26 protein-coding genes are annotated in these 26,760 nt (G+C 73.9%); 10 read left to right on the top strand and 16 right to left on the bottom strand.

Annotated features, from left to right (window positions below):
* Positions 1-62: 62 nt before the first annotated feature.
* Positions 63-923, bottom strand: coding sequence for a LysR family transcriptional regulator (locus ACIQ9P_RS08640; RefSeq protein ID WP_402351884.1), 861 nt, complete (start codon positions 921-923; stop codon positions 63-65).
* 69 nt (positions 924-992) lie between these two features.
* On the opposite strand from ACIQ9P_RS08640, the gene ACIQ9P_RS08645 reads away from it, so the two are divergent.
* From ACIQ9P_RS08645 to ACIQ9P_RS08660, 4 genes are all read left to right on the top strand, one after another.
* Positions 993-2,024, top strand: coding sequence for an EamA family transporter (locus tag ACIQ9P_RS08645; protein ID WP_402351887.1), 1,032 nt, complete (start codon positions 993-995; stop codon positions 2,022-2,024).
* 283 nt (positions 2,025-2,307) lie between these two features.
* Entirely contained in the window at positions 2,308-2,508 is a 201-nt protein-coding gene (locus tag ACIQ9P_RS08650) for a hypothetical protein (RefSeq protein ID WP_402351890.1), read from the top strand.
* A 101-nt stretch (positions 2,509-2,609) separates the two neighbouring features.
* A complete protein-coding gene (locus ACIQ9P_RS08655; RefSeq protein WP_402351892.1) occupies positions 2,610-3,224 on the top strand; it encodes a restriction endonuclease in 615 nt (204 codons plus the stop codon).
* An 89-nt stretch (positions 3,225-3,313) separates the two neighbouring features.
* Positions 3,314-4,027 (top strand): helix-turn-helix domain-containing protein, encoded by a 714-nt coding sequence (locus tag ACIQ9P_RS08660; protein WP_402351895.1) that lies wholly within the window; start codon positions 3,314-3,316, stop codon positions 4,025-4,027.
* A gap of 21 nt (positions 4,028-4,048) precedes the next feature.
* On the opposite strand, the gene ACIQ9P_RS08665 is transcribed toward ACIQ9P_RS08660, so the two are convergent.
* The 3 genes from ACIQ9P_RS08665 to ACIQ9P_RS08675 form a co-directional block, all read right to left on the bottom strand.
* Positions 4,049-4,702, bottom strand: a complete 654-nt coding sequence (locus ACIQ9P_RS08665) for a class I SAM-dependent methyltransferase (protein WP_402351898.1) — start codon at positions 4,700-4,702, stop codon at positions 4,049-4,051.
* Positions 4,703-4,790: 88 nt separating this feature from the next.
* The gene (locus ACIQ9P_RS08670; protein ID WP_402351901.1) at positions 4,791-5,666 is read right to left on the bottom strand and encodes a hypothetical protein; all 876 of its coding nucleotides are present in this window, start codon (positions 5,664-5,666) and stop codon (positions 4,791-4,793) included.
* Between the two features lie 35 nt (positions 5,667-5,701).
* The gene (locus ACIQ9P_RS08675; protein ID WP_402351904.1) at positions 5,702-6,289 is read right to left on the bottom strand and encodes a hypothetical protein; all 588 of its coding nucleotides are present in this window, start codon (positions 6,287-6,289) and stop codon (positions 5,702-5,704) included.
* 146 nt (positions 6,290-6,435) lie between these two features.
* On the opposite strand from ACIQ9P_RS08675, the gene ACIQ9P_RS08680 reads away from it, so the two are divergent.
* Positions 6,436-6,789: a cupin domain-containing protein gene (locus ACIQ9P_RS08680; protein ID WP_402351907.1), complete on the top strand. Its 354-nt coding sequence runs from the start codon at positions 6,436-6,438 to the stop codon at positions 6,787-6,789.
* 47 nt (positions 6,790-6,836) lie between these two features.
* Here ACIQ9P_RS08680 and ACIQ9P_RS08685 read toward each other — a convergent pair whose 3' ends face one another.
* From ACIQ9P_RS08685 to ACIQ9P_RS08695, 3 genes are all read right to left on the bottom strand, one after another.
* Positions 6,837-7,490 carry a class I SAM-dependent methyltransferase gene (locus tag ACIQ9P_RS08685; protein WP_402351910.1) on the bottom strand — a complete coding sequence of 218 codons (654 nt, stop codon included), beginning with the start codon at positions 7,488-7,490 and terminating at the stop codon, positions 6,837-6,839.
* 199 nt (positions 7,491-7,689) lie between these two features.
* On the bottom strand, positions 7,690-9,483 hold the full coding sequence (locus ACIQ9P_RS08690) for a methyltransferase (protein ID WP_402351913.1): 1,794 nt from the start codon (positions 9,481-9,483) through the stop codon (positions 7,690-7,692).
* Positions 9,484-9,669: 186 nt separating this feature from the next.
* Complete coding sequence (locus ACIQ9P_RS08695) at positions 9,670-10,836, bottom strand: 4-hydroxybenzoate 3-monooxygenase (RefSeq protein WP_402352708.1); 1,167 nt, start codon at positions 10,834-10,836, stop codon at positions 9,670-9,672.
* Between the two features lie 246 nt (positions 10,837-11,082).
* On the opposite strand from ACIQ9P_RS08695, the gene ACIQ9P_RS08700 reads away from it, so the two are divergent.
* From ACIQ9P_RS08700 to ACIQ9P_RS08710, 3 genes are all read left to right on the top strand, one after another.
* Positions 11,083-11,769 (top strand): aspartate/glutamate racemase family protein, encoded by a 687-nt coding sequence (locus ACIQ9P_RS08700; protein ID WP_402351916.1) that lies wholly within the window; start codon positions 11,083-11,085, stop codon positions 11,767-11,769.
* A gap of 540 nt (positions 11,770-12,309) precedes the next feature.
* Entirely contained in the window at positions 12,310-12,558 is a 249-nt protein-coding gene (locus ACIQ9P_RS08705; protein WP_402351919.1) for a hypothetical protein, read from the top strand.
* A gap of 900 nt (positions 12,559-13,458) precedes the next feature.
* Positions 13,459-13,605, top strand: coding sequence for a hypothetical protein (locus ACIQ9P_RS08710; protein WP_402351922.1), 147 nt, complete (start codon positions 13,459-13,461; stop codon positions 13,603-13,605).
* Here the strand turns inward: ACIQ9P_RS08710 and ACIQ9P_RS08715 are convergent.
* The 9 genes from ACIQ9P_RS08715 to ACIQ9P_RS08755 form a co-directional block, all read right to left on the bottom strand.
* The gene (locus tag ACIQ9P_RS08715) at positions 13,599-13,853 is read right to left on the bottom strand and encodes a hypothetical protein (RefSeq protein ID WP_402351925.1); all 255 of its coding nucleotides are present in this window, start codon (positions 13,851-13,853) and stop codon (positions 13,599-13,601) included. The genes ACIQ9P_RS08710 and ACIQ9P_RS08715 overlap by 7 nt on opposite strands.
* 368 nt (positions 13,854-14,221) lie before the next feature.
* Positions 14,222-15,253 (bottom strand): hypothetical protein, encoded by a 1,032-nt coding sequence (locus ACIQ9P_RS08720; RefSeq protein ID WP_402351928.1) that lies wholly within the window; start codon positions 15,251-15,253, stop codon positions 14,222-14,224.
* Complete coding sequence (locus ACIQ9P_RS08725) at positions 15,250-16,518, bottom strand: cytochrome P450 (protein ID WP_402351931.1); 1,269 nt, start codon at positions 16,516-16,518, stop codon at positions 15,250-15,252. The genes ACIQ9P_RS08720 and ACIQ9P_RS08725 overlap by 4 nt, the downstream gene beginning before the upstream one ends.
* The gene (locus tag ACIQ9P_RS08730; RefSeq protein ID WP_402351934.1) at positions 16,515-19,544 is read right to left on the bottom strand and encodes a PEP/pyruvate-binding domain-containing protein; all 3,030 of its coding nucleotides are present in this window, start codon (positions 19,542-19,544) and stop codon (positions 16,515-16,517) included. Before ACIQ9P_RS08730 ends, ACIQ9P_RS08725 begins: the two co-directional genes overlap by 4 nt.
* Positions 19,541-20,230 (bottom strand): nitroreductase family protein, encoded by a 690-nt coding sequence (locus tag ACIQ9P_RS08735; RefSeq protein WP_402351937.1) that lies wholly within the window; start codon positions 20,228-20,230, stop codon positions 19,541-19,543. The genes ACIQ9P_RS08730 and ACIQ9P_RS08735 overlap by 4 nt, the downstream gene beginning before the upstream one ends.
* A complete protein-coding gene (locus ACIQ9P_RS08740) occupies positions 20,227-20,895 on the bottom strand; it encodes a methyltransferase family protein (protein ID WP_402351940.1) in 669 nt (222 codons plus the stop codon). Before ACIQ9P_RS08740 ends, ACIQ9P_RS08735 begins: the two co-directional genes overlap by 4 nt.
* Complete coding sequence (locus ACIQ9P_RS08745; protein ID WP_402351943.1) at positions 20,892-21,662, bottom strand: AfsA-related hotdog domain-containing protein; 771 nt, start codon at positions 21,660-21,662, stop codon at positions 20,892-20,894. Before ACIQ9P_RS08745 ends, ACIQ9P_RS08740 begins: the two co-directional genes overlap by 4 nt.
* A 341-nt stretch (positions 21,663-22,003) precedes the next feature.
* Positions 22,004-23,101 (bottom strand): VWA domain-containing protein, encoded by a 1,098-nt coding sequence (locus ACIQ9P_RS08750; protein ID WP_402351946.1) that lies wholly within the window; start codon positions 23,099-23,101, stop codon positions 22,004-22,006.
* A 210-nt stretch (positions 23,102-23,311) separates the two neighbouring features.
* Positions 23,312-24,229, bottom strand: coding sequence for a LysR family transcriptional regulator (locus ACIQ9P_RS08755; RefSeq protein WP_402351949.1), 918 nt, complete (start codon positions 24,227-24,229; stop codon positions 23,312-23,314).
* 348 nt (positions 24,230-24,577) lie between these two features.
* Between ACIQ9P_RS08755 and ACIQ9P_RS08760 the strand changes: the two genes are divergently transcribed.
* Both ACIQ9P_RS08760 and ACIQ9P_RS08765 read left to right on the top strand, forming a co-directional pair.
* On the top strand, positions 24,578-25,312 hold the full coding sequence (locus ACIQ9P_RS08760; protein WP_402351952.1) for an esterase/lipase family protein: 735 nt from the start codon (positions 24,578-24,580) through the stop codon (positions 25,310-25,312).
* Between the two features lie 511 nt (positions 25,313-25,823).
* Positions 25,824-26,624, top strand: coding sequence for an MHYT domain-containing protein (locus ACIQ9P_RS08765; protein ID WP_402351955.1), 801 nt, complete (start codon positions 25,824-25,826; stop codon positions 26,622-26,624).
* The last annotated feature ends 136 nt before the right edge of the window (positions 26,625-26,760 follow it).

Genomic DNA, 26,760 nt, shown 5'->3' on the forward strand with positions numbered 1-26,760 from the left:
GGCGGGCGGCGGGGAGCGGCGGGGCAGGGGCGGGCGGGCGCGCCGACCGGTCCCGGTCCCGGTCACGCTCCCGAGAGCAGTTCGCGGATCAGCCGGACCAGGGCCGGCGTCGCCGGGTGCGGCGGGGTGTCGGCGCGGCGGGCCAGGAACAGCGGCACCGGCGGGGCGTCCGCCAGCGGCCGGTAGGCGATCATCGGGTGGCTGTGCAGCCGGGGCGTCGCCGAGGTCGAGACGCCGACGGCCCGGCCCCCGGCGATCACGGTGAGCCACTCGTCGGTGTTGTCGACCTCGATCGTGGCCGGGGGCCGGGCCTCCGCCGGCCAGAGGTCGAGGGTGGTGGTGCCGGCGACGGTGTTCAGCGCGACCGGCCGGGCGGCGAGGTCCGCGAGGGTGAGGGTGGCCCGCCCGGCGAGCTCGCTGTCCGCGGGAACGGCCGCCACCCGCTCCTCCTCCAGCAGCAGTTCGGTGACCAGCCCGGGTTCGGTGACCTCGCCCCGCAGCAGGGCGACGTCGGCCCGGCCCCGGGCGAGGCCGGCCGTGCGGTCGTCGATCCGGCGCAGTTCGAGCGGCTGGCCCGGGTGCTCCCGGTCCCAGCGGCGCAGCAGGGGCACGGTGTACTCGCCGAGGGCCGGCCAGGGGTGGCCGAGGCGCAGCGGGAGGACGGTCAGCGCGCGGGGGTCGAGGGCGGTGTCGACGGCGGCGAGGGCGGCGGCGGCCCGGTCGCGGAAGGCCCGGCCGGCGGCGGTCAGCTCCAGGTGATGGGTGGAGCGGTCGACCAGGCGGGTGCCCAGATGCTCCTCCAACTGTCGCAGGGTGCGGGACAGGGCGGGCTGGCCGATGTGCAGGCGGACCGCGGCGCGGGTGATCGTCCCTTCCTCGGCGATGGCGAGGAAGGCGCGCAGATGGCGCAGCTCGATGGTCATGCCCGGGGAGCATAACCACCGTTGGATCGGCATTTCACACGCCGGACGCGGATTCCTAGCGTGGAGGGCATGACGACCACGACGGACACGATCCCAGGAACCGCAGCGGCGGGAACGCCACCGGGGTTCGCCTCGGACCCCCGGACCGGCGGCGGTCTCCGGGCGGGGAGCCGACGGGAAGGACGGTTACCGGCAGGAGCGTTCCGGACAGTGGCCGCGCCCGCCCGGGTGGGCGCTGCTTCCGGCGTGGGCCTGGTACTGGCCGGGACGGTCTCGGTGCAGTTCGGCTCCGCCGTCGCCGCCCTCCTGTTCCCCCGGGCCGGCGCCCTGGGCACGGTGGCGCTGCGGGTGGCGATCACGGCCGTGCTGCTGCTGGTCGTCTGCCGGCCGCGCCCGCGCGGGTACGGCCGGGCGGACTGGGCCGTCGCGGGCGCCTACGGGATCGCGCTCGGTGGTATGAACATCCTCTTCTACCAGGCGATCGACCGGATCCCGCTCGGCCCGGCGGTGGCCCTGGAGGTCCTCGGGCCGTTGCTGATGTCGGTGGCCGCCACCCGGCGGGTGGCCGGCCTGCTGTGGGCCGGGCTGGCGTTCGCGGGTGTCCTGCTGCTCGGGCGGGACGGCTTCGACCGGCTCGATCCGGCGGGTGCCGGGTTCGCGCTCGGCGCGGGCGCGATGTGCGCCGCGTACATCCTGCTCGGGTCCCGGGCCGGGCGGCGCTTCCCCGGCTTGGACGGGCTCGCGGTGGCGATGACCGTGGCCGCCCTGATCAGCCTGCCGCTGGGCGTCGCCTCGGCGGGCGCCACCCTGCTGGAACCCGGGGTGCTGGGGCTCGGACTGGCGGTGGCGCTGCTGTCCTCGGCGGTGCCGTACGCACTGGAGCTGCTGGCCCTGCGCCGACTGTCCGCACCGACCTTCGCCGTGCTGACGGGCCTGGCCCCGGCGGTCGGGGCGCTGGCCGGATTCCTGGTCCTGGGGCAGGAACTGTCGGCGGCCCAGTGCCTGGCGGTGGTCCTGGTGGTGGCGGCGGGTACGGGCGCGGTCCGGGCGGGCCGCCCGAGGACACCGCCGCGCGGACGGCGCCGGGGACGGCGCGGGTGACGAGCCCGTCACGCGATCGGCCCGTCGTCACGAGCCGGACCATGAGCGGCCCGTCGTCACGAGCCGGACCACGATCGGCCCTTCGCCGACCGAACGCGGGATCGACGGACCGACCGCCCGGACACCCCAGGGCGTCGCAACTGCGCCAGTCCGACGGTTCGGATCCGGCCGAATTCCCCGCACCACCCCCGGAGCCGCCCCCGTGCCTGCCATGCTCACCAGCGGCAACGCGCTCCGAGTAGTCGGAGCGTTACACACCGTTGACGAGAGTCCGGGTGGGCACGTGCAGTACTCGATCAGCGCGGCGGCGTTCGTCGCGATCATCATCCTGATCCGCCTCCGGCGCCGGACCGAGGCCCGCAGCCGGGGCGACGAGGCGTTCACCGTCTTCAGCAGCATCGTGCTCGGCGTCCTGATCGCCGGCACGGCCTGGGGGCACGCGATCCTCCAACTCGTCGGCGTGGTCACCCGGGCCACCCACTGACCGGGCGGCGCACGCCCGGGCGACGGCCACACGGGCGCCCGGCTCCCCCACGCCGCCGTCGGCACGGCCGCCGCCTGCCCGGCGACGGGACGGCTTGGCTGGTGGGCGGGGCGGTGGCGGTCGGCGCGGCCGTCCCGGTGCTGCGCTGGCTGGCGGCGCACTGGTGGCTGCCCGTCCTGGCCGCCGTCGCGATCGCCGTCGCGGCGGCGGCCGTCGCTGACCGGAGCGTCCGGGCGGCGCGCGAACAGCGCTTGCACGCCACCCGGTTGCGGCTGGCGCTCACCGGTCCGGGCGGCCTCGACCGGCTGGCCCCGGACGCCTTCGAGTACGCGGTGCGCGACCTGCTGGAGCGGGACGGCTGCCGCGCGCGCAAGGTCGGCGGGGCGAACGACCGGGGCGTGGACGTGCTCGCCGAGGACCCGACCGGCCGCCGCTGGGCGGTGCAGTGCAAGCACAAGCAGGACCCGGTCGGCGGCAGGCCGGTGGGCGTCGGCGTCCTGTACGCGCTCGCCGGCACCTACCGGCGCAGCCACGGCGCGCACGTCGCGGCCGTCGTCACCAACGGCCGCTTCTCCCGGGAGGCGCTCAAGTGGGGGGCCGAGCACGGCATCCTGCTCGTCGACCGGCCCGCGCTCGTCCGCTGGGCCGGGGGCGGCCGCCCCCTGTGGGAGGTACTGCCCCGCGTCCCGGCCCCTCGCCAGGGCCGCCACCGCTGACCGCGGGCCGCGGGCCGGAGACCACCGACCACCGACCACCGATCGCGAGGCGGTGTCGCGGCCGGACGGTCTCTGGCAGGATCGGCCGGATGGAGAACGGCGAGGGGACAGGACCGCGGTTCGTCGTCGGGGCCGGGTACGCGCTGTACCGGGGACCACTCGCGGACAGCCACACCCACCGGCACGCGGCCTTCCAGATCGCCTTCGCATCCGGGGCGGACGACCCCGCGCCCCTGGTGACGGCCAGGGACGGGGACGGAGTGCGGCACCGCGGCGAGGCGCTGGTGGTGGCACCGATGGTGCGCCACCGGATGGAACCGGTACGGGAGTTGGTCACGTACTTCGTCGACCCCCACTGCGCGTTCGCCGACCGGCTGCGGAGCCCCGGCGGGCCGGGAATCACCGTGGCGCCGCAGTGGCGCGGACTGCGGGAGGAGCAGGTCCGCCCCGCCGGAGCACTGCCCTCGGCCCGGGTCGACCCCCGGCTGCGTGCCGCGATGGACGCCGCCGGGGACGACGCCGTCCCGCTGGCCGGTCTGGCCGCCCGGGTCGGCCTCTCACCACCGCGCCTGCGGGCCCTGGCGCAGGAGCAGTTGGGCCTGCCCCTGGCCCGGTGGCGAATCTGGCGACGGCTGGCCCGCGCCGCCGACGCGCTGCGCGCGGGCAGCACCCCGGCCGAGGCCGCCCTCCTCGGCGGCTTCGCCGACCAGGCGCATTTCGGGCGCCGGATGCGGGAGATGACCGGACTGACGCCCGCCGCGGTCCTCCCGGCCCTGCGCCGGGTCGGCGACGGGGGACGGTGAACGGCCGGAGCCCGTCAACGGTCAGGGCCGGCGGGCCACGTAGAGCGAGAGGGACCCCGTGACCGTCGCGACGGTCTCGCTCTCCCGCACGTCGTGGAAACCCGCCTCCGCGATCAGCCGGGGCAGGATGCCGTCGGCGTTGGGCTGGGTGTCCGCCTTGCCGTCGGCCAGTTGCACGAACCGGAACGCCAGCCGCATCGCGGCCGTGCGCTGCTTGCCGTAATCGGCGATGACCAGTTTGCCGCCGGGCCTCAGCGTCTCGTGCATCGAGGCCAGCACGGCGCGCTTCATCGGGACCGGGCACTGGTGCAGGACGAGGCTGGAGACGACGGTGTCCGCCGTCCCGGCGCCCACGATCGCGGCCACGGCGTCGCCCATGCCGAGCCGCCAGTCGACGGTGCCGCCCGCGACGGCGGCCTTGCGCCGGGCCACCGCCAGGGTTTCCGGGTCGGGGTCGACACCGATGACGGTGGCGCGCGGTTCGACCCGGTTCAGCAGCACCGCCAACGAGCCGGTGCCGCACCCGACGTCGACGACCACGTCCTCCGGCCGCGGCGCGACGTGCATGGCGGCCAGGCTGCGCCACAGCCGTTCCCGGGTGAGGGCGACCACCGGATCGTAGAGGCGGACCGGCGCGAATCGTCCGGCGGCGGGGGTGAAAGTGCGTTCGTTCATGGGGAGCAGTCTTGACGCGGCGTCAGCGTCGCGTCTTGAACGAATCGCTCGCCCAGTGGCCGGGGCACGTCGGCCCCGGCCACCGGGGTCAGCGCGCCGAGGCGGCGGGGGCGGGCGGTCCGGCGGGCGCGGGCGGTGCCGAGGCGGCCGGTGCGGCCGGGTCCGCCGGACCGTCGCCGGTCACGGCGAGGAGGCGCCGGACCTGGGGCGTCACCAGCTCCGGGCGCAGAGCCGGGGCGTGGGCGGTGTCGTCAGCGGTGAGGAACAGCACCCGGGTGTCGCCCACGGCCGCCCAGAGGTAGACCCGGGTGAATCCGCCGGCCGAGGCGACGGCCCCGGTGGGGGTCCGCACCCGGAAGCCCACGGCGGGCACGTCGAGCCCCGGCCACGGAACCGGCTCGACCGTCAACTGCACGCCGCCGTTGCCGTTGTCGAGCCGGAGGCCGGTGCAACCACCCCCGGTCACCGCCGCCCGCAACGCCTCGAAGCGTTCCCGGGATAGTCCGTCGGCGGACCCGGCCACGTCGATCCGGGTCCGGTTGGCGAGCACGTTGTTCCCGGTGACGTACCAGCGGCCGACGGACTCGGCCGGTCGCTCGAACATCGCGCGGAGCACCGGCGCGCACTCGGGGTGCTGCCGGGAGGCCGCCTCGGCGTTCGGGTCCAGGGCGGTCGCCGTCGACGCGACGGCGGGGGCCTCGGCGGTGCTGCCCGACGGCAGGTCGGCGTCGGGCAGCAGAACCGAGGCGAGCCGTTCCCCGGACAGGGCGGCTGCCGGGCGCCACGCCGCCCCGGGTTCCGGGGCGGCGTGCTCGTCCCCCACCGACGGACTCGCCACCGACGTGCTCACGGCCGACGTGCTCACGGCCGGGGCCGAGGAGGGTGACGGTGACGAGGCGCAGCCCGCCGTGAGGGCGAGCAGCGTCAGGATCGCCGAGGCGACCCGTGCGGTCGGAGCGGTCAAGAGGTGTCCATTCGTCGTTTCCGGAACTCCGCCCGTCAGGAGTGGGCGCGCTCCCACAGCTCGGTGACCTTGCCGGAGGCGTCGACGGCCACCTTGTAGTCGCCCGCCGAGCAGGGGTAGCTGCCCTTCTCGCTGTGCGGGGAGGTGAGGCACTCGTTGATGTGCTTGACGACGCCGGCCAGGTCGACGTCCTTCGGCGGCGCCATCACCGAGCTGAGGTGGCCCTTGGCGGTGGGCGCGAAGGCCGCCGTCCGGTCGGCGCCGACCGGCTCGAAGGCCACGTCGTTGACGCCGCAGGCGTCCTTGGTGTCCCGGTAGGCGAGGGTGGTGGTGCTGGTCCCCTTCACCGGGTAGATCCACTTCTGGCCGGCGGGCAAGGGCTCGTGCGTGCAGAAGCCCTCCGGTTCGTCGGAGGTGGGCGCGGCGGTGGATCCGGCGGACACGGCCGGCGCGGCGCCCTTGGTGGTGGGCGCGGTGGATCCGGTGGACGCGGCCGGCGCGACACTCGGCGCGGTGGTGCCCTTGGCGCTCTGCTCGGGCGAGTTGTCCGGACCGCAGGCGGCCAGACCGAAGGCGGCGGTCGCGACCAGAGCGGTGGCGAGCAGTCTCCTGGAAACGGGCATGACGATGGAACCCCCGTATTAATACATGATCAGTTGATCGGTGCGGCCGACAGACTAGCGCCTTTCGCGGGCGAACCCTTCCGCCACCGCGCGCGGTCGGGCGGACCCCGTCGGCAGAACGACCGACCGTGGCAGGATCACGCCCCATGGAGATCATCGACAGCGGCCGGTTCCGGCCCGGCGCCGACGGCACGCCCGACTTCGCCGAACACCTGACGGTCCCCGCCCTGAGCTTCGGCACCTACTCGATCCCCGCCGGCGCCACCGACGGACAGTCACCGCACCGCGAGGACGAGGTCTACGTGGTGAGCCGGGGCCGCGGCTCCTTCACCTCCGGCGGCCGTACCGTCGAAGTCGGCCCGGGCACAGCGCTCTTCGTCCCCGCCCACGAGGAGCACCGCTTCCACGACATCACCGAGGACCTGGTCACCCTGGTGTTCTTCGCCCCGGCCTACAGCGGCATCCCCACCGAGCCCGCGCCCGGCCCGCCCACCCCCTGAGGGACTCGGGTCCCCGCCGTCCCCGCCGGCCACCGGCGGATTCGCGTTCAGTCGAGGGCGTGGTGGGAGTCGGACGCCTGGAGCACGAGAGAACTCCACCGGACGCTGTCCCGACCGTGGAGGTCGGAACGCTCGCTGCTCAGGAGCGTCCGCAAACCGTGCGTCGCACCGAGCTCGGCCGTCTCGGCGGCGGACACGTCGAACATGTGCCGGCCATCGGGCACGGGCCCATGGCGAAGGTTGACGAAGAACCGGCCCCCGGGCACCAGCAGTGCGGCGATCCTCGCCATCGCCTGTTCGCGCTCCGCCGCGTCCAGATGCATCCAGACCGCGGTGGCGAAGACCGCGTCGAACCGGCCCGGGCACCGGTGGAGCGCGAGCGAGGGGAGAACGTCGTCGACCCACTCGATCGCGCTGCCCGCGTGGATCCGCCGCGCGTGCGCCCGCAGCTCCGCCGTCGGCTCGACCGCCACCACACTGTGCCCCGAGGCGGCCAGAGCTGCCGCGTCGCGCCCCGTGCCCGCACCGATGTCGAGGACCCGCGCGGGCCCGGCGGGCACCAGGCTCAGCACGTCGCGGTGCACCTCCTCGAAGGTGACCTCCTCGTACTGGAGCGCCAGCGCGTCCGCCGCCTCCGCATACCCCGCGGTTCCCCTGGCCGGCCCGATGTCGTCTCCGCCGGCCACTGTTCGATCACTCATGGCCGAAGCGTATCGACCTGCGAATTCTCCGCGTCACCCTGCCGTTCGCCCGGGCAGCTCCACCGGCGTCGGAGCCCGACGTCGCCGAATTCGGGCGGGGCGGCGTGCCCGGTGCGTCAGCACGGGCGCGGGCCTGCACCGAGGAGTACCGGCCCGCGCCCGTCGGCGCTCCTCGGCCGAACCCGGTGAACCAGCGACCCTACGGGCGGGTGGGCCTGCGGGCGTGGAGGAGGGCGGCGTCCAGGGGGAGGGGGGTGTGGGCGAGGAGGTCGAGGCCGGCGGCGGCGAGGAGATCCGCGTAGTGGTCGGCACGGCGCTCACGGCCGCCGACGTTGCACATCATGTGGACGTCCCAGGCGGTCGCCAGGGAGGCGGATCCGTCGGCGGGCAGCAGGCGTTCGACGATGAGCAGGTCCGCGTGGGCGGGCATCGCGCGCTCGCAGTGGCGCAGGATCGCACGGCAGCGGTCGTCGTCCCAGTCGTGCAGCACCCGGGAGAGCAGGTAGACATCACCGTCGGCGGGGACGTCCGCGAAGTCGCCGGAGCGGTAGCCGCAGCGGTCGGCCAAACCGGCCTCCGCCATGGTGCGGCGGGCGGCCTCGACGGCGTGCGGGCGCTCCAGGAGGACGCCGCGCAGCCCGGGGTGGGCGGTGAGGACCCGGGCGAGGAGTTCGCCGTTGCCGCCGGCGACGTCGACGACGGTACCGCCGCCGGGCCGCGCGGCCGCGGCGGCGAGGGCCGGGTGGGCGGGGACGGGGTCGAACATCCGGGTGCTGGCGGCCATCGAGCGGTCGAACAGGTCGGCGAGTTCGGGGTCGCGGGCGAAGTGGTCGAAGTGGTTCTCGCCGAACAGGTGGTCGAAGGCGGTCTCGCCGGTGCGCACGGTGTGGTCGAGCGCGCCGAAGGAGCGGTAGAACGGCCCTCCGTACATCAGGGCGAGCGGCCGCATCGAGCCCGGCGTGTCCTCGCGGAGCAGGGTGCCGACCTCGGTGAGGCGAACCCGGTCCCCCTCGGCCGTCACCACGCCCAGCATGGCGAGGTAGCGCAGCAGGGTGGCCAGGGCGCGGGGATGGGTGCCGGTACGGTCGGCCAGGACGGCCCGGTCGACCGGCGCGCCCGGAGGCATGGCGTCGGGCAGGCCCAGCCGGGCGCAGGCCGCCAGGGCCTGGGTGGCCCAGGCCCCGGTCAGCAGGCGCAGGAGCGTTTCAGCCGGCTGGTCGGACGAGGGGCCGGACGGGGCGCCGGACGGAGGGCCGGACGGCGACTCGGCCAAGTGGCCGGCCAGGATGTCGCGGTGGTCGCCCGGCGCGTACAACTCCACCCGCCGGTAGCCGGCCAGCGAGGCGGTGGGCGCGGTGAAGTAGAGGACGGTGCCGTTCTCGTGCGGGTTGTAGCCGCCGCCGTCCGGGACGGCGCCCCGGTCGGCGAGCAGGACGCACAGTCCGCGCAGGAGCAGCGGTTCCGGGCGCAGGACCTCGAAGGCGAGGTGCGCCTCGTGCTGGTGGACCCGCTCGTGGTCGGCGACGGGCCGCAGGTCCGAGCCGGGCGGGACGGTCAGCGCGAACACCTCGACCGCGCGGCGGGTGCCGTCCGCCGACCGCACCCCGGGTCGCAGGATCGACACGTCCAGTCCGGCGGCGTCCCGCCGGTGGCGGGCCGCGAGCCGGTCGCGGACCACGGAGCTGGGGAGCGGCGGGGTGTCGGCGGTCAGGCCGCAGGCGGCGAGGTCGGCACGCAGCGTCGCCTGGTCGGGCGGGAACACCAGCAGGGCGGCGTGGGCGAACGACAAGTGGCGGGTGAGGGAGTGGAACTGCGGGCCGTCGAGGCCGGGGAGGAGGAGTGGCAGGAGGGTGGCGGTGTCGTGGCGGCGGACGAAGTCGACGGCCACGCGCAGGCGGGCGCGGTCGTCGGGGCCGGTGGCGGCGTCGGGGCCGGTGGCGGGCGCGCCGACAGCGGTGGCGGTGACGGTCGTGGTCATGGCGGGAGTGGTCATGGCAGGAATGTCCTCGGTGCGGTGCGCCGTCGGCCGGTGCTGCTGGATGGGCCGACGGGGATCGGTGAGCGGTCGGGGGATCGTTGAGCCGTCGGGGCTCGGTGAACCGCCGGGGCTCGGGAAGGTGCGGAGCCCCCGGGAAGGTGCGGGGCACGGTGAAGTGCGGGGCCCGGTGAGGGGTTTCACTCAGAGGCCGACGTAGTTCTCCGCGAACCAGTCCTGCTGGGCGCGCGAGGTGCGCAGCGCCTCCAGCCGGGCGCGGCGGAGGCCCGCGTCGAAGCCCGACGGGACGCCGTGCGGGGTTGGCACCGCGTGCAGCAGCCGAACCATCCAGTGCGAGAACTCCATGGCGCGCCAGATGTGTTCCAGACAGCGCCGGGAATAGTCGGCGAGGGCACTGCCGTCACCGTGGGCGAGGTCGTCGACCAGGGCGGCGGCGAGGATCTCCGCCTCCAGTACCGCCAGATTGGCGCCTTTGGCCGCCGAGGGGGTGGGCATGCTCGCGGCGTCGCCCGCGAGCAGCAGCGCGCCGTGGCGCAGCGGTTCGACGACGTCGCTCTCCAGGTCGACGACGGCGCGCGCGACGACACTCCCCCGGTGCAGCGGGCCGTGTTCCTCGGCGCGCATCCGCAGGTCCAGTTCGTGCCAGACTCGCTCCTCGTCCCAGTCCTCGGGCGCGGCGCCGCGCTCGCACTGGAGGTAGTAGCGGGTGATGTCGGAGGTGCGGGCCATGTGCCCGGCGAAGCCCCGCTCGTGCACCGCGTAGCCGACCGCGTCCAGACTGGGCGGCGCCTCGACCAACAGGCCCAGCCAGGACAGGCCGTGGTCGTGGCGGTGGACGACCGTACCGGGCGGCAGCGACCGGCGGGCGGCGCCGTGCCGGCCGTCGCAGCCGGCCACGTACCGGGCCCGCCAGCGGAGGGGCTCCCCGTCGGGCCCGCGCGCCTCGACGGTCGGGCGGTCCCCGTCCGCGTCCAGCACCCGCAGCGCCTCGGTGCCGAACCGGACCTGCCCGCCCGCGTCCAGGAAGGCGGTGAGCAGGTCGGCGACGAGGTTCTGCTGCGGGTAGACGGTGTGCCGCTCGCCGCGGCCGAGTCGGGCGTAGTCCAGCCGGAAGCTGCCGTCGGCGGTGCGGAACTCGCAGGTGGCGTGAGGTCGGCCGTGGCGGCGCAGGCCCTCGGCGAGACCGTGCCGGTCCAGGATCCGGACGGTGTTCTCGGCGAGGAAGCCGGCCCGGGCCCGGCTGTGTAAGCGGGCCCGGTCGGCGCGTTCCAGGACGACGCAGTCGATGCCGGCCCGGTGCAGCAGATTGGCGAGGACCAGGCCCGCCGGGCCCGCGCCGAGGACGACCACCTGGGCCGCGTGGTCGGCCGTGCCGGCAGTCCCGGCCGCGCCGCTGTCGGCGATGTTGTCGGTTTTCGAAAAATTCTGACGCTTGGTCACAGGAAGTGGATCATAATCACCGCTGGATACATGAAACGACGCAAATCATCCTTACGGGTGAATAGGGTGACAATGCTTCCTTTACGGTCGTGGACGCCGATCGTCCGCCCACGGCCCGGTTCGCCGCCCCCTCGGCGGCCGTGGCACAGTGGCGCGATGAAGACCATCGGCCTCCTGGGCGGCATGAGCTGGGAATCCACCGCGACCTACTACCGCCTCCTCAACGAACTCACCCGGGACCGGCTGGGCGGCCTGCACTCCGCCAAGTGCGTGCTCTACTCGGTGGACTTCGCCGAGGTCGAGCGACTCCAGGTCGCCGGGGAATGGGAGGCCGCGGGACGGCTGCTCGCCGAGGCCGCCCGCGCCGTCGAGGCAGCGGGCGCGGAGCTGCTGCTGATCTGCACCAACACCATGCACAAGGTCGCCGACCAGGTCGCCGACGCGGTGTCCGTCCCGCTGCTGCACCTCGCCGACGCGACGGCCGCGGCGGTCCTGGCCGCCGGGGTGACCCGGGTCGGGCTGCTGGGCACCGCGTTCACCATGGAGCAGGACTTCTACCGGGACCGACTGGCCGCCCACGGCCTGGACGTCCTCGTGCCCGACCCGGCGGGCCGGGCCCTGGTGCACCGGGTGATCTACGAGGAGTTGTGCCTCGGGGTGGTCCGCGAGGAGTCCCGGGCCGAGTACCGCCGGGTGATCGCCGAGCTGGTCACGGCGGGAGCGGAGGGCGTGATCCTCGGCTGCACCGAGATCGAACTCCTGGTGGGACCCGGCGACAGTGCCGTCCCGGTCTTCCCCACCACACGCATCCACGCCGAGGCCGCCGTCACCGCCGCTCTCTGATCTCCGAACGACGGCGACGGCGACGGCGACGGCGGTGACCGCGGTGGCGCCGCTGCCGCGCACGGCCCGGGCTCCCGGGACAGCAACCGGTCGCACGCCGTGACCTGCCGACGAAGTCCAGGGTGGTCGACCTTGTGCTCCAGAACGTGGATCCTCACGATCGAGCGGATAAGTCCGCTCGCATCACAGCGAGTTGACAGTCGTGACAGAGCCTCGGACAATTGAGCCTTGCGGGGCGGTCACGCCCCCACCCACTGGCGATCACGCCGGGGGACTCTCCATGGGTAGAAGCCGCATCCCGGTGCCGGGCACTTTGGTGTGGACACTTCTCCCATACCTCACGGTCACGTGAGGTGAGTGCCCGAAAGGGCAGCGGCCCATCAGTGCCGCAGAGTGTCGAAGGCAGTCCTTCGACACTCGTCCGAGAACCTGCGCCGGAAGGTCTCGATTCATCTACCGCTGTGCACGTGCGGTAGATCGGGTCGAGTCCTGGAACCGCATGGGTCACTCCCGATCTGCCCGGAGATCAGAGGAGTTGTCGTGCAGATCCCCGTTTCCCTTCCCGAGTGGTTGATGTCGGCTGCCGCTGGCATCGCCGGCGTGTTCTATCTGCTCCGGCTAGTGCTCAGGCGCTGCATTCCGGGGCTGAGCGAGGACGCGGCGATCTCCAGCCGAGCGCTTCGCAGGCTTCGGGGCGAACTGCGCAAGTGGAGGGCTCCCGCCGGTCCGGGCGACCCGGGCAAGCCCGAAAAGGGTGTGGCTGCACGGCGGGTCGGGCAGCGCCCATGAGCCCTGCGGCCGGGTCGGCCACGGGCGTCCCGGAGCCGAGCGGAGTTGCCCGGTCGAGGCCCTCGCGTACGTCTTGCTCGGGTCGGTGGTGCGCAGGCTCTTGTTCTGCCACGAGCCCAGCACCTCGGGCTCGTGCCGTCGAAGCTCATCTCGATGCCGTTGTCCAGCGAGCTGTTCCCGATGGACTTCCAGGTCGGACCGCCGGGGCCCGCTTGGTCGAGTCCTGCGGATCGAAGACCTTGCTCAGGTCCGGCAGCGCGGCGCCAGGCGAAGCCCAGGCCCTGGTCGGTCGGGCTCGGAGTGCGGGATCAGCCCGCCCCGCGCCCAGCAGCGGGCGCGGGGCGACGACGGCGGCCAACTGCTCGGCGTGGGCGCGGATCGCGGCCTCGTCTCCCCCCTGCACCAAGGCCACCAGGACCGGCGGGACGCGTACTCGGAGACCATCCGGTCCCGGAACCTGCTCCTGGAGCTGGGCGACCCGACCCGAAACTCGTCCCCCTCGACCCCGGCCTCCGTGGAGCGCTCGCGGGTGGCGTCCAGGTCAGCCTGCGTATTCTCGTGCAGCGCCCGGCAGTCCGGCTCCACCGGCATCGGTGCGGCGCTCCCCTCGCAGCCATCCGCAGCCGGGGCTCCGGGGATGGTCGGTGGGGTCGCGGGGTTCACGACGCCGCCGGGGATCGCCCGGCCGGGGTCGGGGTCCCGGTCGTCGGGGTCCCGGGCAAGCTCTCTCCCAGATTCTGTTGCTGGGTATGCCACTTGGGGTACAGGCGCCCGAAGAGGCTGCAGAAATCCCGGCGCGCCGATGAGCGGGCGTGCCACCATCGACGCGGGGATGCCACCGGCAGGACGAAGGGAAGAGCTTTGGGAGCGAGCTGGGAATACAAGATCATCGACGTCAGGATGAGTGGCTGGCACATCGATGTCTCGGAGCTGAACGCTCTGGGCTCGCAGGGCTGGGAGGCGGTGAGTGCGACCCGCTACGTCAAGAAGGTCGGCTCCACGGAGGTCGTCCACCGCGAAGTACTGCTGAAGCGCGCCGTTCAGTAGGCATTGCTGTAGTAGGACGGGCCGGGCCTCCACCGAGTCGTAGTGGAAACCGGCATCGCGGTTGACCCGTCGCGCTGCTTCCGGGAGGCGTACCAGGTGCCCTCGGCGACGCTGTCCTCGCCGACCACCGGGGCATTGGTGATCTCCGTCGTCCCACCGCCGACCTTGGTCGCGTCCGGGTGGATCGTGGGGGCCAGGCGCGGTCCGTGGTTGCCCTCCATCCAGTGCCAGGTCCCGTTGAGCAACACGGAGCTCGGCCGACCGGCCTCGGCAGCACGAAAGCCGCTGGCCTTGACCTCCGGACGGCACCGACGGCCGTCCGTATCGGTCTGAGAACTTTGCCTGAAGCCGGGACCCGCCGGTCCGAGAGCGCGCAAAAAACCAGGCGCGAGGAACTGCGTCAACGTCAGGCGCAGTCCCCTCCAGACCCCACCCCTCGTCGCGACTGGACATCCCTCTTCCTCGTACCTGTCGGTTCGTCGGAAAGCGAAAATCCTGACAGAGGAAGCCTCCGGGGCTCGGCGCCTTCTGCTGAGGTGCAAGGGGCGGCCACAGGGTCACCGCCCCTTGCACCAGCGTGATTCCGTAGTCGGGAACACGGTGCAAGGTCAGTGCCTTACGAAGTGGCCCCCAGCCCGATCAGCAGCTGGCAGAAGAAGACGACCGGCAGATAGCCGACCACCGCCACGGCCGGCCAGCGGGCCGCCCCGGTCCGGTCGAAGCGGCGGGCGGCGAGGGCGGCGACGACGACCGGCAGCAGCGCCAGCCAGCCCCACCCGGCCGGTCCGCCCGCCCAGGGCCGCAGCACCGCCAGCGACACCGCGGCGGACGCGGCCGCGGAGCCGAGCGCGAGCGCCACGGTCGTCCGCAGGCCGAAGACCCGGACATAGGTGCGCTCGTGCGCGCCCGGCTCGCGGACGACCTTGCGGACCAGTTCGTGGTGGGTGGCGGCCAGCATGATCACCGCCAGCAGCGGCAGCACATGCCTCCCGGCCCGCCCGACCGGATCGCCGTCCAGCCCGGTGTCGTGCAGGAACACCGTGTACAGGTAGAGGTTGAGCAGCACCTGCACCGGGGAGCTCAGCAGGACGCCGCTGACGACGGCGTCGCCGCGCGGCCACCCCAGCCGCAGCTCCGCCCCCACCAGGAGGGTGGTGTAGACGAGTTGGGCGGCGATGAGCAGCAGGGCGGCCCGGTTGCCGGCGTTGAGGAGGAGCAGGAACGCGGCCCCGGCGGCGGCCAGCAGGTAGAGGTCGCGCGGCAGTACGGCGCCGCGCGCCAGCGGGCGGGACGGGTTGTGGCGCCGGTCGTACGGCAGGTCGCGCAGGTCGTCGGCGACCCGCAGCAGGAGCAGGTCGACCAGGACCGTCAGCGCGGCGCCCACCGTGCCCCAGCCCGGCCGCCAGTCCCCGACCCGGGAGTCGGCGGCGGCGAACAGGCCGGTGGCGCCCACCGTCCACACCCCGGCGAACACCAGCGACAGGGGCAGCGGGAAGCTGCCGCGCAGGAAGGCGCCGAGGCGGACGGCGAACGGGCCCGGGTCGGTCGGTACGCCCCGGTCGGTGGGTACGCCCGGCCCGGGGGACGCCGCCGGGTCGGTGGGTGCCCCCGGACCGGTCGCGGCGGGCCGGGCGGCCGGAGGGCTCACGCCGACCGCCCCTCCGCGGCGGGGACCGCCGCGGCACCGGCCGCCGTCCAACGGACCGGCAACCGCCAGACACCGTTGATGAACATCGACTGCCGCCATTCCAACTCGTCCTCGGAAACGGCGAGTTCCAGCATGTCGAAGCGGCGTAGCAGCGCACCGACACCGATCTGCAGCTCGGCCCGGGCGAGCTCGGCGCCCAGGCAGAGGTGGCGGCCGTAGCCGAAGGCGAGGTGGGAACCGACGTCCGGACGGTCCGGGTCGAAGGTGTCCGGGTCGGCGAAGACGGCCGGGTCGCGGTTGGCGGTGTCGGTCAGCGGCACCACGATCCGCCCCGCCGCCACCGGGCAGCCGCCCAGCACGGTGTCCTCGGTCACCAGGTGCGGCGCCCCGCCGGTGTTGTTGAGGGAGCTGAAGCGCAGCATCTCCTCGACCGCCGCCGGGATCCGCTCGGGCTCCGCGCGCAGGCGCTTCACCAGGTCGGGGTGGCGCAGGAGGAGGAGCACGCACATGCCGAAGGAGTTGCCGGTCGTCTCGTAGCCGGCCATCAGCATGCCCGAACCGAGGGAGACCACCTCCCGGTCGGACAGCCGCTGGTCGGGACCGTCGTCCGGGCGCAGCGCCAGCCTGGTGAGCAGGTCGTCGGACGGGGTGCCCGCCTCGGCGGCGCGCCGCTTGCCGGCGACCAGGGCGGCGAAGTACTCGTCCATCCGCGCCTGGGCGGCGGCGACGTCCTCGCGGGTGTGGCCGGAGGTGGACATGAGGATGTCCACCTCGGCGCGCAGCATCGCGCTGTCGTCGAGCGGGACGCCGAGCACCTCGCAGATGACCCGCATCGGGAAGGGCACGGTGAAGCCGCCCACCAGATCGGTCTCGCCGCCGGTGGCGCCGGCGGTCAGGCCGTCGAGCAGTTCCTCGGCGAGGGCCTCCAGACGCGGGCGCAGCAGGCGGACCTGACGGGCGGTGAACGCGGGGAGGATCGTGCGCCGGCGCCGGGTGTGGTCGGGCGCGTCGGCGGTGGCCAGCAGGACGGACTCGGTCTTGCGGGCGAACAGCGGGCGGGCGAGTTCGGTGTAGCCGGCCCGGCTGAAGCGGTCGTCGCCGAGGACGGCCGTGACGTCCTCGTGCCGGGTGACCAGCAGGGCGGGCTGCCCGCTGGACAGCTGCACCGGGTGCGGGACGCGGGCGTGCAGGACGCCGTGGTAGGCGTCCGGCGGGCGCACGTCGCCGGCGGGCGGGAAGGGGAAGCGGGCCGGGTCGTCGGTCATGTCCTGTCGCCCTTCTCGGTGGTGGCGGTTCCGGCGGTCGGGTCGGTCGGGAGGCTCCGGTCTGCGGCGTCGACCGCAGCGGGGACGTCCGGCTCCTCGGACGCCTCGGACGGCGCCGACTCCTCGGACGGCGCCGCCGCCTCGGGCTCCTGCGGCTGTTCGGACGGCGGGAGCAGCCGCACCGTCCCGGCCGTGCCGTCGATCTCGATCCAGGCGCCGTCGGGGATCGCCGCGGTGACCCCCGGGACGGCGACCACAGTGGGCACGCCGAGCAGACGGCCGGTGATCGCCGTGTGGGACAGCAGGGTGCCGCGTTCGACGACCATGCCGGTGGCGGACATCATCAGGAACAGCCATCCCGGGTCGGTCTCCCGGGCGACCAGGATCCGCCCGGCGGCGAGGTCCGGGTCGGTGGAGGGGTCCAGCACCACCTTGGCCCGGCCGCGCACCACACCGGCGCTGGAGCCGATGCCCCGCAGCAGACCGTCGTCGGCGGCGGCGGCCTTGCCCACCGCGGTCGCCCCCGGCAGCGCGCGGGCGAGCGGCAGTCCGGCGGGGGTGCTCAGCAGGGCGGGGCGCTGCGGGTTCTCCGCCCAGCGCTCGCGCTGCTCGCGGCGCAGCGCGACCAGGGCGCGCAGGTCGGTCACGGTGCCGGTGCCGTCGAAGGCGCCGATGACCTCCTCCACGGTCAGGTCGGCGACGTCGAGCGCGTCGTCCAGGACGCCGGTGCGGGCGAGTTCCGCGCCCAGTCGCCACATCACGTCGCGCGACAGCCCGAACAGCTGGGTGCGGCAGAACCGGGTGTCCTCGCGGATCCGGGCGAGGTCGCGGGCGAGGGAGGTGACGCCGAGCACTACGGCCCGGCGGGCCGGGTTCGGGAGCAGCTCGCGCAGCCGTTCGCGGGCGCGCCGGGCGGCCGCCTGCTCGTCGGCGCGGTTGGCCGCCACCGTCGCGCCCTGGCGCACCAGCGGGCGGATCAGCGCGAGCACGGTCCACGGGCGCTGGCGGGGCGTGGGCTCCTCCAGCTTCAGGTCGTGCAGCGCGCGGTCCCCGTAGCGGGCGACGTAACCGCGCGCGGCGTCGCCGACGGCCGCACCGTGCCGGCCCTCGACGATCTGCTGCCACAACTGCTCGGGGTCGCTCGCGTCGTCGAGCACGGCGGCGCGCAACTCGGGCACGGATCCGACGAGTTCGGCGAGCGCCATGGCCGCGCGCACCGCCTCCAGCGAGCGGTTCTCCCGCCCGCCGCCCATCAGCCCGACCAGGACCTGCGGGCCCTCGCCGGTCCAGCGGCGCAGCAGGACGCTGCCAGCGCCGAGCACGACCAGGGCGATGAACGCGTTCACCAGGGTGACGCCCCAGCGCTCGCCGGCGCGCTCCCAGAGCCGCCGGTAGAAGGCGATCAGCTCCTCCGGCGAGTCGCCGACGGTCTCGGCCTCGGCCATCTGCTGGTCCCACCAGCGCAGGAAACTCTTGACCTGCCACGGGTGGAGGGCGCTGCGCCAGGCCAGCCGGGGCAGGGCGAGGGCGACGGCCGGGGCGGCCCAGCGGCGCTCACCGCGGGCGGGGCCGGTGATGCCCATCGCCTGTTCCCAGCCGCGACGGACGAGTTCGAACATCGGCATCTGACCGTGCAGGGCGTGCCAGTCGTCCAGCCGGTAGTAGACCTGGCCCTCCAGGTAGCCGACCATCCGGGCGAGGCGGTGGGCGTTGTCCCGCACCCAGGACTCGGGGACGCCCATCCGCCGGTAGAGGTCGGCGAAGGAGCGGCGGTAGAACTCGCGGGACTGGGAGAAGGTCAGCGCGCCGGAGACGCCGGGGAAGCTCTCGGTGATGTTGTGGTTGCCCCAGTAGACGTGGCCGGTCGCCGGTTCCTCCGGCGCGGACGGCCCGACCGTCGGCGCGGCGGCCGGCCCGGTGGTCTGCCCGGTGGTCCGTGCGGCGGCCGACCCGGTTCCGGCCGCAGGCGGCGCGGTGACCAGCGGGCGGGCCTGGAGCAGGTGGACGACGCCGTCCCCGGTGAGGGCGCCCTCGATGTCCTGGGGGACGCCGAAGAGCTCCTCCACCCGGGCGGCCAGCTCAGCCACGGCGCGCACCTGGCCGTCGTCCAGGACCGGGACGTCGGCGAGTTCGCCCGCGACCGGCAGCAGCACCGGCGCACCGGCGGCGGCGCCCTCGGGCAACCCCATCGACCACTGCTTGCGCACGGTCAGCGCGGTCACCTCGTCGGTGGCCGGGTCGTGGAAGAAGTGGTCGATGTCCGCCTTCTCCTGGACGACGCCCTCGCCGATGCCGTAGGCGGCCGCGACGACGCGGCGGACCGCGCCGTCGCGCGGGTCGCGGGTGAACGCGACGAACGAACGGGTGCCGAGCACCATCCGCTGGATGCCGACGGCCACCCGGGCCCGCAGCGGGTCCAGGCCGCGCAGGGTCCGGTAGCGCACGGCCTGCGCGTTGAACGCGGACGCCCAGCAGCGCACGACGGCGTCCTCCAGGCCGTCCTCGTCGACGTAGAGGAAGCTGTCGCTCATGCCCGCGAACGGGTCGACCGCGCTGTCCTCCCCGATCGCCTCGTGAGGAGGGCCGATCGCGTCGGCCTCGTCGGCCTCGTCGGCCTGCGGGGCGTCGGCACCGGAAGCGTCATCGCCACCGGAAGCGGCCTCGGCCGGAACCACGCAGGCCCGCACCGCCACCAGGCCGTCCGGCCCGGCCACGGCCGCGAACTCCTTGCGGATCCGCTCGGCCAGCGCCACCGGCAGCCGTGCGCCGACCAGCGCCTCCCGGGCCGCCGCGCACCAGGACTCCACCTCAGCCCGGTCGGCGCCGGCCGCCGGCTCGGCCGGCAGCGACGCGCGCAGCGCGTCCAGGGCCTCGTCGAAGGCGGCGGCGGGCAGACAGAAGAACTCCGGCACCCGGAATCCGGCCCGCCGGAGCACCTCCTGCCGGGCGAACTTGTTCCCGACCCGTGCGGCGTCGGCCAGCACCTCGCCGCCGTCCGTCGCCGCGGTCACCACGAGTTCCGTCATACGCCCCCACCGCCCCATTCCGTGCCGCCCCAGCCGTCCAGGTGCAGCACGCTGTCCACCGGCCGCCGCGGCGCCGGTCCGAATCCGTCCCCCACCACGTGCGCGGTGGGGATCAACGCCCCCTGGCGCACGTCGCCCGGCAGCCCGAGGAGGTCGGCGACCTCCTGCTCGGCGTCCAGGTGCACCGTCGTCCACGCCGTTCCCAGCCCGCGGGCGCGGGCGGCGAGCATGTAGCTCCAGGCGGCGGGGAGGAGCGAGCCCCACACCCCCGCCTGGTTTCCCGCCGTGAGCGGGCGGCCGCCGAGCTCCAGGCACGGGATCACCAGGACCGGCACCTCGTGCAGGTGCTCCGCCAGGTGTCGGCCGCCGGCCAGCATCCGGTCCGACACCCCGCCGGCCGACGCCGCCCCGGCCGTGGTGGTCGGCGGGTACCTGGCCTCGAACGACCGCCGGTAGACCTCGGCGATCCGCTTCCGCAGCCCCTCCTCGGCCACCACCAGCCAGTGCCAGCGCTGGGTGTTGCCACCGTTGGGCGCCTGGAGCGCGATCTCCACGCACGCGCGGACCTGGTCGAGGTCGACCGGGCGCGTCAGGTCCAGCCGCAGCCGTACCGAGCGCGTGGTCGTGAGCAGTTCGTCCGGCGTCGCCGGCACCCCGACCCGCACCGGACGGGCGGAGGCGCTCACCACAGCCCCGGCACGAGCCGGGAGTGCCCGGCCGCGTAGTCGCTGTAGCCGGGGATGTTCAGCAGCATCCGCTCCTCGGTGCGGATCCGGAAGGTGATCGCACCGGCCAGCACGAGCAGCAGCACCACGCTCAGCGGGTTCGCGAAGAACAGCACGAACCCGACGTGCGCCGACAGCATCCCCGCGTAGGCGGGGTGCCGGATGAACCGGTAGACGCCCCAGGTGACGACCTGGTGGTCCGTCTGCCGGGTCACATGGTGCGAGTAGAACCGTCCCAGCGTGCGGATCGCCACCTGACGCAGCACGACCCCGCCGACGAACAGCGCCGCCGGGAGCAGCAGCAGCGGCGACCACCCGTCCCAGGGCAGCGGCCCCAGCACGGCCGCGGCGACGGTCGCGATCCGGGCCGTCGCGTAGAACAGCAGCGACGCCGACTCGCGCGGCGCCGAGCCGGAGGTCCGGAACGTCACCGGGATCTCGACCGCCAGCCACGCCAGGTAGCAGGCGGCCAGGACGGCCGCCTCCAGGTCCGGCCCTTCGCCCGCGTGCCGCAGGTGGACCACCAACCCGGTGGCCACCGCCGCCACCGCGACGACGAACAACAACTGCGGTGCCCGCACCGCCCACGACGAGCCCGTGCCCGTCACCGATTCCGCCCCGCTCACTTCGCCGACCTCCGCTTCAAGTAACCCGCGCGGCTGAGGGTGTGCACGCCGATCTCCAACCGGCCGTACCCCTCGCCGCTTTCCGCATCCACCACCGCGAACCGGTACACCGCACGCGCCCCGCGCGCCGGTGCGAACTCCCACCACAGTTCCAATGGCACCTCGACCGGCAGGCCGGTCGGCAGATCCGCCTCCAGCGACAGCCAGAGCATCTGCGCGTCCAAGTCCCGCCCGTGGGCCGTGTGACCCAGCATCGTCGCCATCTGACGGGCCGACTCGACCAGCGCGCCCACGGTGTGCTCCCCGGTACCGGCCAGCCGGTGGCCCGGCGGCGGCACCAGGACCGCGGCCCGTTCGACCCGCGCCGCCCCGCCCAGCAGGACGTTCTCCGGCCGGTGCCGGTGCACCAACGCCGGATCGGCGGGAACGGCGGCCTCCCGCCCCGCTCGGAGCGGGGGCAGCGTCCCGCCCAGGCGGATCGAGGCCCGACTGACGGCCTCGCCGTCCTGCAACGCCACCAATTCCCACGCCGGCCCGTCGTCGGCCGCGATCGGGCCGCCGCTCAGCCACACCGGCGAACCCAGCTCACACATCCGGTCGAAGCTCATCGAGAGCCGCAGCCTGGCACCGTCCGCGTCGGCCCGTTCCGGTGCCCGGGCCCCGATGAAGTCCAGCACCCCCGCCACCAGCACCATCCCGGGCACATGGTCCAGCGGGTGATCGAAGAAACACACGTCCTTCTCGTCCACCACCACCGGGACGACCACTCCCGAACCCGATCCGCCGACAATTGCGGACGGAACCCCATCTCTTTGGTCGAATCCCTCCCCCCGGAAGTCTTCTGACGAACTGTCATGAACCGATGGAACGTCAGTTCCATATGAGACACCTGGTACCAACGAGGTCACGGGCCGAGGTAACCATCGATCACCTGTCCGAGCAACCCGGACCGGCCCACACCCCGACCGGACCCCGCCGCCGACCAAAAACACCCGCAACGATGGCCGAAAACCCCGTCGCCAGCACTGCCCCGGGCGGCTCTCACGGCCCGGGGCGGCGAGGAGGGCCACCGCCCCGGGGCAGGGGTCCGCTGCGGCTGCGGCCAGGGCTACGGCTGCAGCATGACGAGAAGCTCCGTACCCGGCACCAACTTCCGGTTGACGGAGGTGGACTGGACGAACACCGTGTAGGCCGGGTTGTCGCCGGGCTTGACCGTTACCTCGGACGCTGGCAGACCCAGCAGTCGGCGGGCCGCCGGCCCCGAGAAGACCTTGCCGGTCATCCGCCCGGTGGCCGGATCCTTCTCCGCGACGGCGAGCTGCTTGCCGCCCTGGATCCGCTCCCGCTTGGACAGCTCGTAGAAAGCACAGCCCGTCCGATAGGTGTGCCCCGCGCCGGTGACGAACTCGCGGATGGGCAGCTGCTCGTCGACCGGGACGAGCGCGTACGCGCCCGGATCCAGCGCGTCGAGCTCGGCGGTGACCTCGGCCACGCTGAGCTCCTGGCCCATGGTGAAGAGATTCCTCGTCCCCCGCACGCCCTTCTCCCGGCCGCGCAGGAAGCTCGTGGCGGCGGACTTGACGGTGCCGATGGCCTCCTCGACACCCTTGCTGGAGTCGGCGTCCCAGATCGCGATGTTTCCCGCCGGGAACCCGTATTCCTGGGCGGTGCGCTTGGCCAGGGAATTCGGGACCAGGATCGCCGAAGTCCAGTGGTCGGGAAGCCCGGCCATGGCCCCGTGGATCCGCTCCATCCAACCGCGCAGCACGGCCTTGCCCTTGGCGCCCGGCAGCCGGATGTGCATCTTCCCGCTCCCGGAACAGCCGGAGGCGTTCTCCTCCCCGTCGGTGACGACGACCTGGAGGAAGGAATGCTCCCCGTACCCCTCCCAGATGTTCTTCAGGTCGTCCACGGACTTCACGGCCGCCTCGATCAGCGCCGTCGCGCCGTTGTCGACCCGGTAGAGGCCCTTCAGGGACGGCAGATGCTTGACGTCCATGTCCCAGACGAGGTTACGCACCTCGTGGTCGAAGGCGTAGAGACTGATCCTGGTCTCGTGCCCGAGCCGGTCGGACTCCTCCTGGAGGCCCTTGACGAACTCGTCCACGACCCGGATCAGCTGCTGCTCGTGCTGGCGCATCGAGCCGGACTTGTCGACCACCAGCGAGACGTGGTTGACCTTGTGGTCGATCCTGTTCGTGGACATTCTTCTCCCCTTTTCCCCACGCCGTTTCCGGCACCTTCCGGCGCTCCCCTCGGCGTTGTTCCAACCCTATGGGGAGGCACTGACAATTCCGCCGGGGCGAGGGTGGGGGCGGCCGGGGTGCGCGTCGGAACAAAGGCTCGGGGCAAGGGGTCGAGATGGATTTTCGACGTGGAGCGTCGAGGTGGAGCGTCGAGGTGGAGGGTCAGAAAATCAGACCTGGCTCGCCTCGGCCTCTGTGACGTGGGCGTGCAGCAGGGCGGCGAGCGCGTCGGCGTACGGGCGGGGCCGGCGGCGCCGGGGCAGGGCGAGGCCGAAGTGCCGTGCGGGGCGCGGCGGGGCGACGGGGACGACCCGGGTGCCGGGCTGCGGCGGGTCCAGCGCGACCAGCGGCACGAGGGAGACACCGACGCCCCCGGCGACCAGTGAACGGGCGAAGAAGTAGTCGGTGGTGGAGCCCGCGACGCGCAGCTCGAATCCGGCCAGCAGCGCGTGCCGACGCAGGAACGCCTCGGTCTTCGCGCAGCCCAGCACCCATGGTTCGTCGGCGAGTTCCGAGAGATCGAGGGAGTCCCGGGCGGCCAGTGGGTGGTGCTCGGGCAGGACGACGGACAGCGGGTCCGTCATCAGCGGCGTCCACTCCAGGCCGGAGCGGTCGCCGGGGACGACCGGCAGCGGGCCGTCGAAGTGGTAGGCGAGGGCCAGGTCGGCACTGCCGTCGCGGACCATCGGGAGGCTGTCCTCCGGTTCGCGCTCGACGATCCGCAGTTCGACCTCCGGGTGCGCCGCCGCGAACCGCGCCAGTACCGGGGGCAGCAGACGGCGGCCGCCGCTGGTGAAGGTGGCGAGCGTCAACCGGGGCCGGTCCGCGCCGAGGCGACCGATCCGCTCCTCGGCGTGCCGCAGTTCCGCGCCCACCGCGACTGCGGCGTCCACCAGCAGCCGGCCCGCCTCGGTCAGCCGCACCCCGCGCGTCGACCGCTCGACCACGGTGGTGCCGACGCCGCGTTCGAGGGCCGCGATCTGCTGGGAGACGGCGGAGGGCGTCAGCAGCAGCGCGGCGGCGGCGCGGTTGAAGCTGCCGTGCTCGGCCACGGCCTGGAGCATGGTGAGCCGTCTGACGTCGAGCATGGTGGTTCTCCCCGGGTCCGCGCTGGTGCCGCCGCCCTGCTCAGCGGGCGGGCGGGCGCGGAGAGGACAGTACCCCGCCGTTCCCGCGTCCGCGTACGGATCGCGGGAACGGCGGGGCCGACAGGACCGGAAAGGAGCGGCAGGACCACCGGCATCGCGGGGCCGGGCGGATCACCCGCGCCCGCACGGCTCCCGGCTCCCGACTCCCGTCCGACGCCGTCCCGACCGACGTGCCCTACCGGCCGAGGCGCTCGTCACGGATGATGTCGGAAGTGGGAAGCGCCGTGTCCGCACCGCCGGACGTGGCGTCGCGCGCCGCCACCGTCAACCGACCCCGGAGGACGCACCATGCGCCGCACCACCCCGGCCACCCTGCCGACCGCCCTGCCGTCCGCCGTCCGGACCGCCCTCACCGCCGCCTCGGCCGCCGCCCTCCTCCTGACGTGCGGCGCCGTCACCCCGGCCCGCGCCGACCCCCTGACCGGCCCCACCACCCCGGTCGTCCTCATCCACGGGCGCAACGCCGACCCCGGGGTATGGGGCACCGCGATCGACGTCCTGCGCTCGAAGGGCTACGACCCCGGCCGGCTGTTCACCTGGTCGTACGACACGTCGCTGTCCACGAACGAGACCCTCGCCGACCGGCTCTCCGCCTACGTCGACCTCGTGCTCGCGCAGACCGGCGCCGCCAAGGTCGACCTCGTCGCCCACAGCCTGGGCAGCCTGCCCAGCCGCTGGTACGTCAAGTTCGGCAACGGCGGCCGGACGGTGCGGAACTGGATCTCGCTGGCCGGCCCCAACCACGGCACCGGCCTGGCCTGGCTCTGCGCCGCCTGGGACCAGGGGTGCCGGGACATGACGCCCGACTCGTACGTCGTCAGCCGCCTGAACCGCACCACGGAGACCCCCGCCCCCGTCCACTACTGGACCTTCTGGTCACCGGACGACGAGCAGATCACCCCCGCGTCGAGCACCCGGCTGGACGGCGCCACCAACACCGAGACCCCCGGGCTCAAGCACAACGACTTCCTCGGCAACACCACGGTGCTCACCCAGGTCGCCGCCATTCTCACCGGCGGCTGAGGCCCCCCGCCGATCGGCGGGGGCGACACCGACCCGCACCCGGACGATGGCCGAGCGGCTCCGGCCGACGGCCTTCACGGAAGATCCGCAAAAGAGCCCCCCGGCAGATCTTGACCTCGGCGGGCGGATAGTATGTACCCGCACGTGAGGCCCGGCAGACGGCTTCCCGTCGCGCGCGGCGGCTCACGAGGCCCCTCCGCGCGCCCGTTCCCCGTCTGCCGCCTCTCCGTGGCGCCGCCCGTGACCCTCGACGCCGGGCGGACCGCCGGGGTCGCCGAACCAGGGCCCTCAAGGAGCGACGTGACGGGACACCGATCGGGCCGGGTGCGGCCGCGACCCGGCCCCGGTGCCCCGCCGCCCCCAGGGGTTCCGTCCCTCCACGCCCTTCCCCACGCCCTCTTCCATGCTTTTCCCCACGCCCTCCCGCCGACGGGAGGCCCGCACCGGGCTCCGTCCCGCGCGGGCCGCGCCCGTCCGCGTCCGTCAACGACACATCAGCTCAGGTACCTTCATGCACCCCCATACCGCCGTCATCGACGGCTTCCATTACGGCTGGCTCAACCCGGTCCTCTCCTACCTGGTGGCCTGCACCGGGGCCGCGCTCGGACTGCGCTGCACCGTCCGCGCCCTTGACCTGCCGCCGCGCAGACGGCTCGGCTGGCTGCTGCTCGGCGCCGCCGAGATCGGCTGCGGCATCTGGACGATGCACTTCCTGGCGATGCTGGGCTTCACCGTCAACGGCTCGACCATCCTCTACAACGTGCCCCTGACCCTGTGCAGCCTGGTGCTGGCGATCGTGGTCTGCGGCCTCGGCATCCTCTACGTCGGCTACCGGCCGCGGAGTCCGGGCACCCTGCTGATCGGCGGGACGGTCATGGGCCTGGGCGTGGCGGCGATGCACTACCTCGGCATGGCCGCGATGCACGTCCAGGGGCAGGTGTCCTACGACACCCTCACCGTGGCCGCCTCGATCGCGATCGCCGTCGCCGCGTCCGCCGCCGCGCTGTGGATGACGCTGAACATCACCGGCATGCTGGCCTCGCTCGCCTCGGCCCTGATCGCCGGGGTCGCGGTGGTCGCGATGCACTACACCGGTATGGCCGCCGTGTCGGTGGTCCTGGACGGCCGGACCCCGGTCGGAGGGCTGCCCGCCTCTCAGTTCATCACCCCGCTCGCGGTGGCCGTCCTCGTCCTGCTCTCGCTCGGCGGGATCGCGCTGATGCTGTCGCCGCACGACGCCTCCCTTTCCGGTCTGGACCGCGACCGCCGGCCGGAGCCGGTCCGCGTGCCGCTGTTCGAGCGGCAGGACTGAACCCGCCCCTGGATCCGGTCTCCAGGGCTCGGCTCCCTCGGATCCGACCCGTCGGGGACGAGCTGACGGCCCGGCGCGGGAATTCCCGCGCCGGGCCGTTCGCGTTGCCGGGCCGATCGCGTGCCGAGCCGTTCGC

Source organism: Kitasatospora sp. NPDC094019, assembly GCF_044764505.1.
In the GTDB taxonomy this organism is placed as follows: Bacteria; Actinomycetota; Actinomycetes; order Streptomycetales; family Streptomycetaceae; genus Kitasatospora.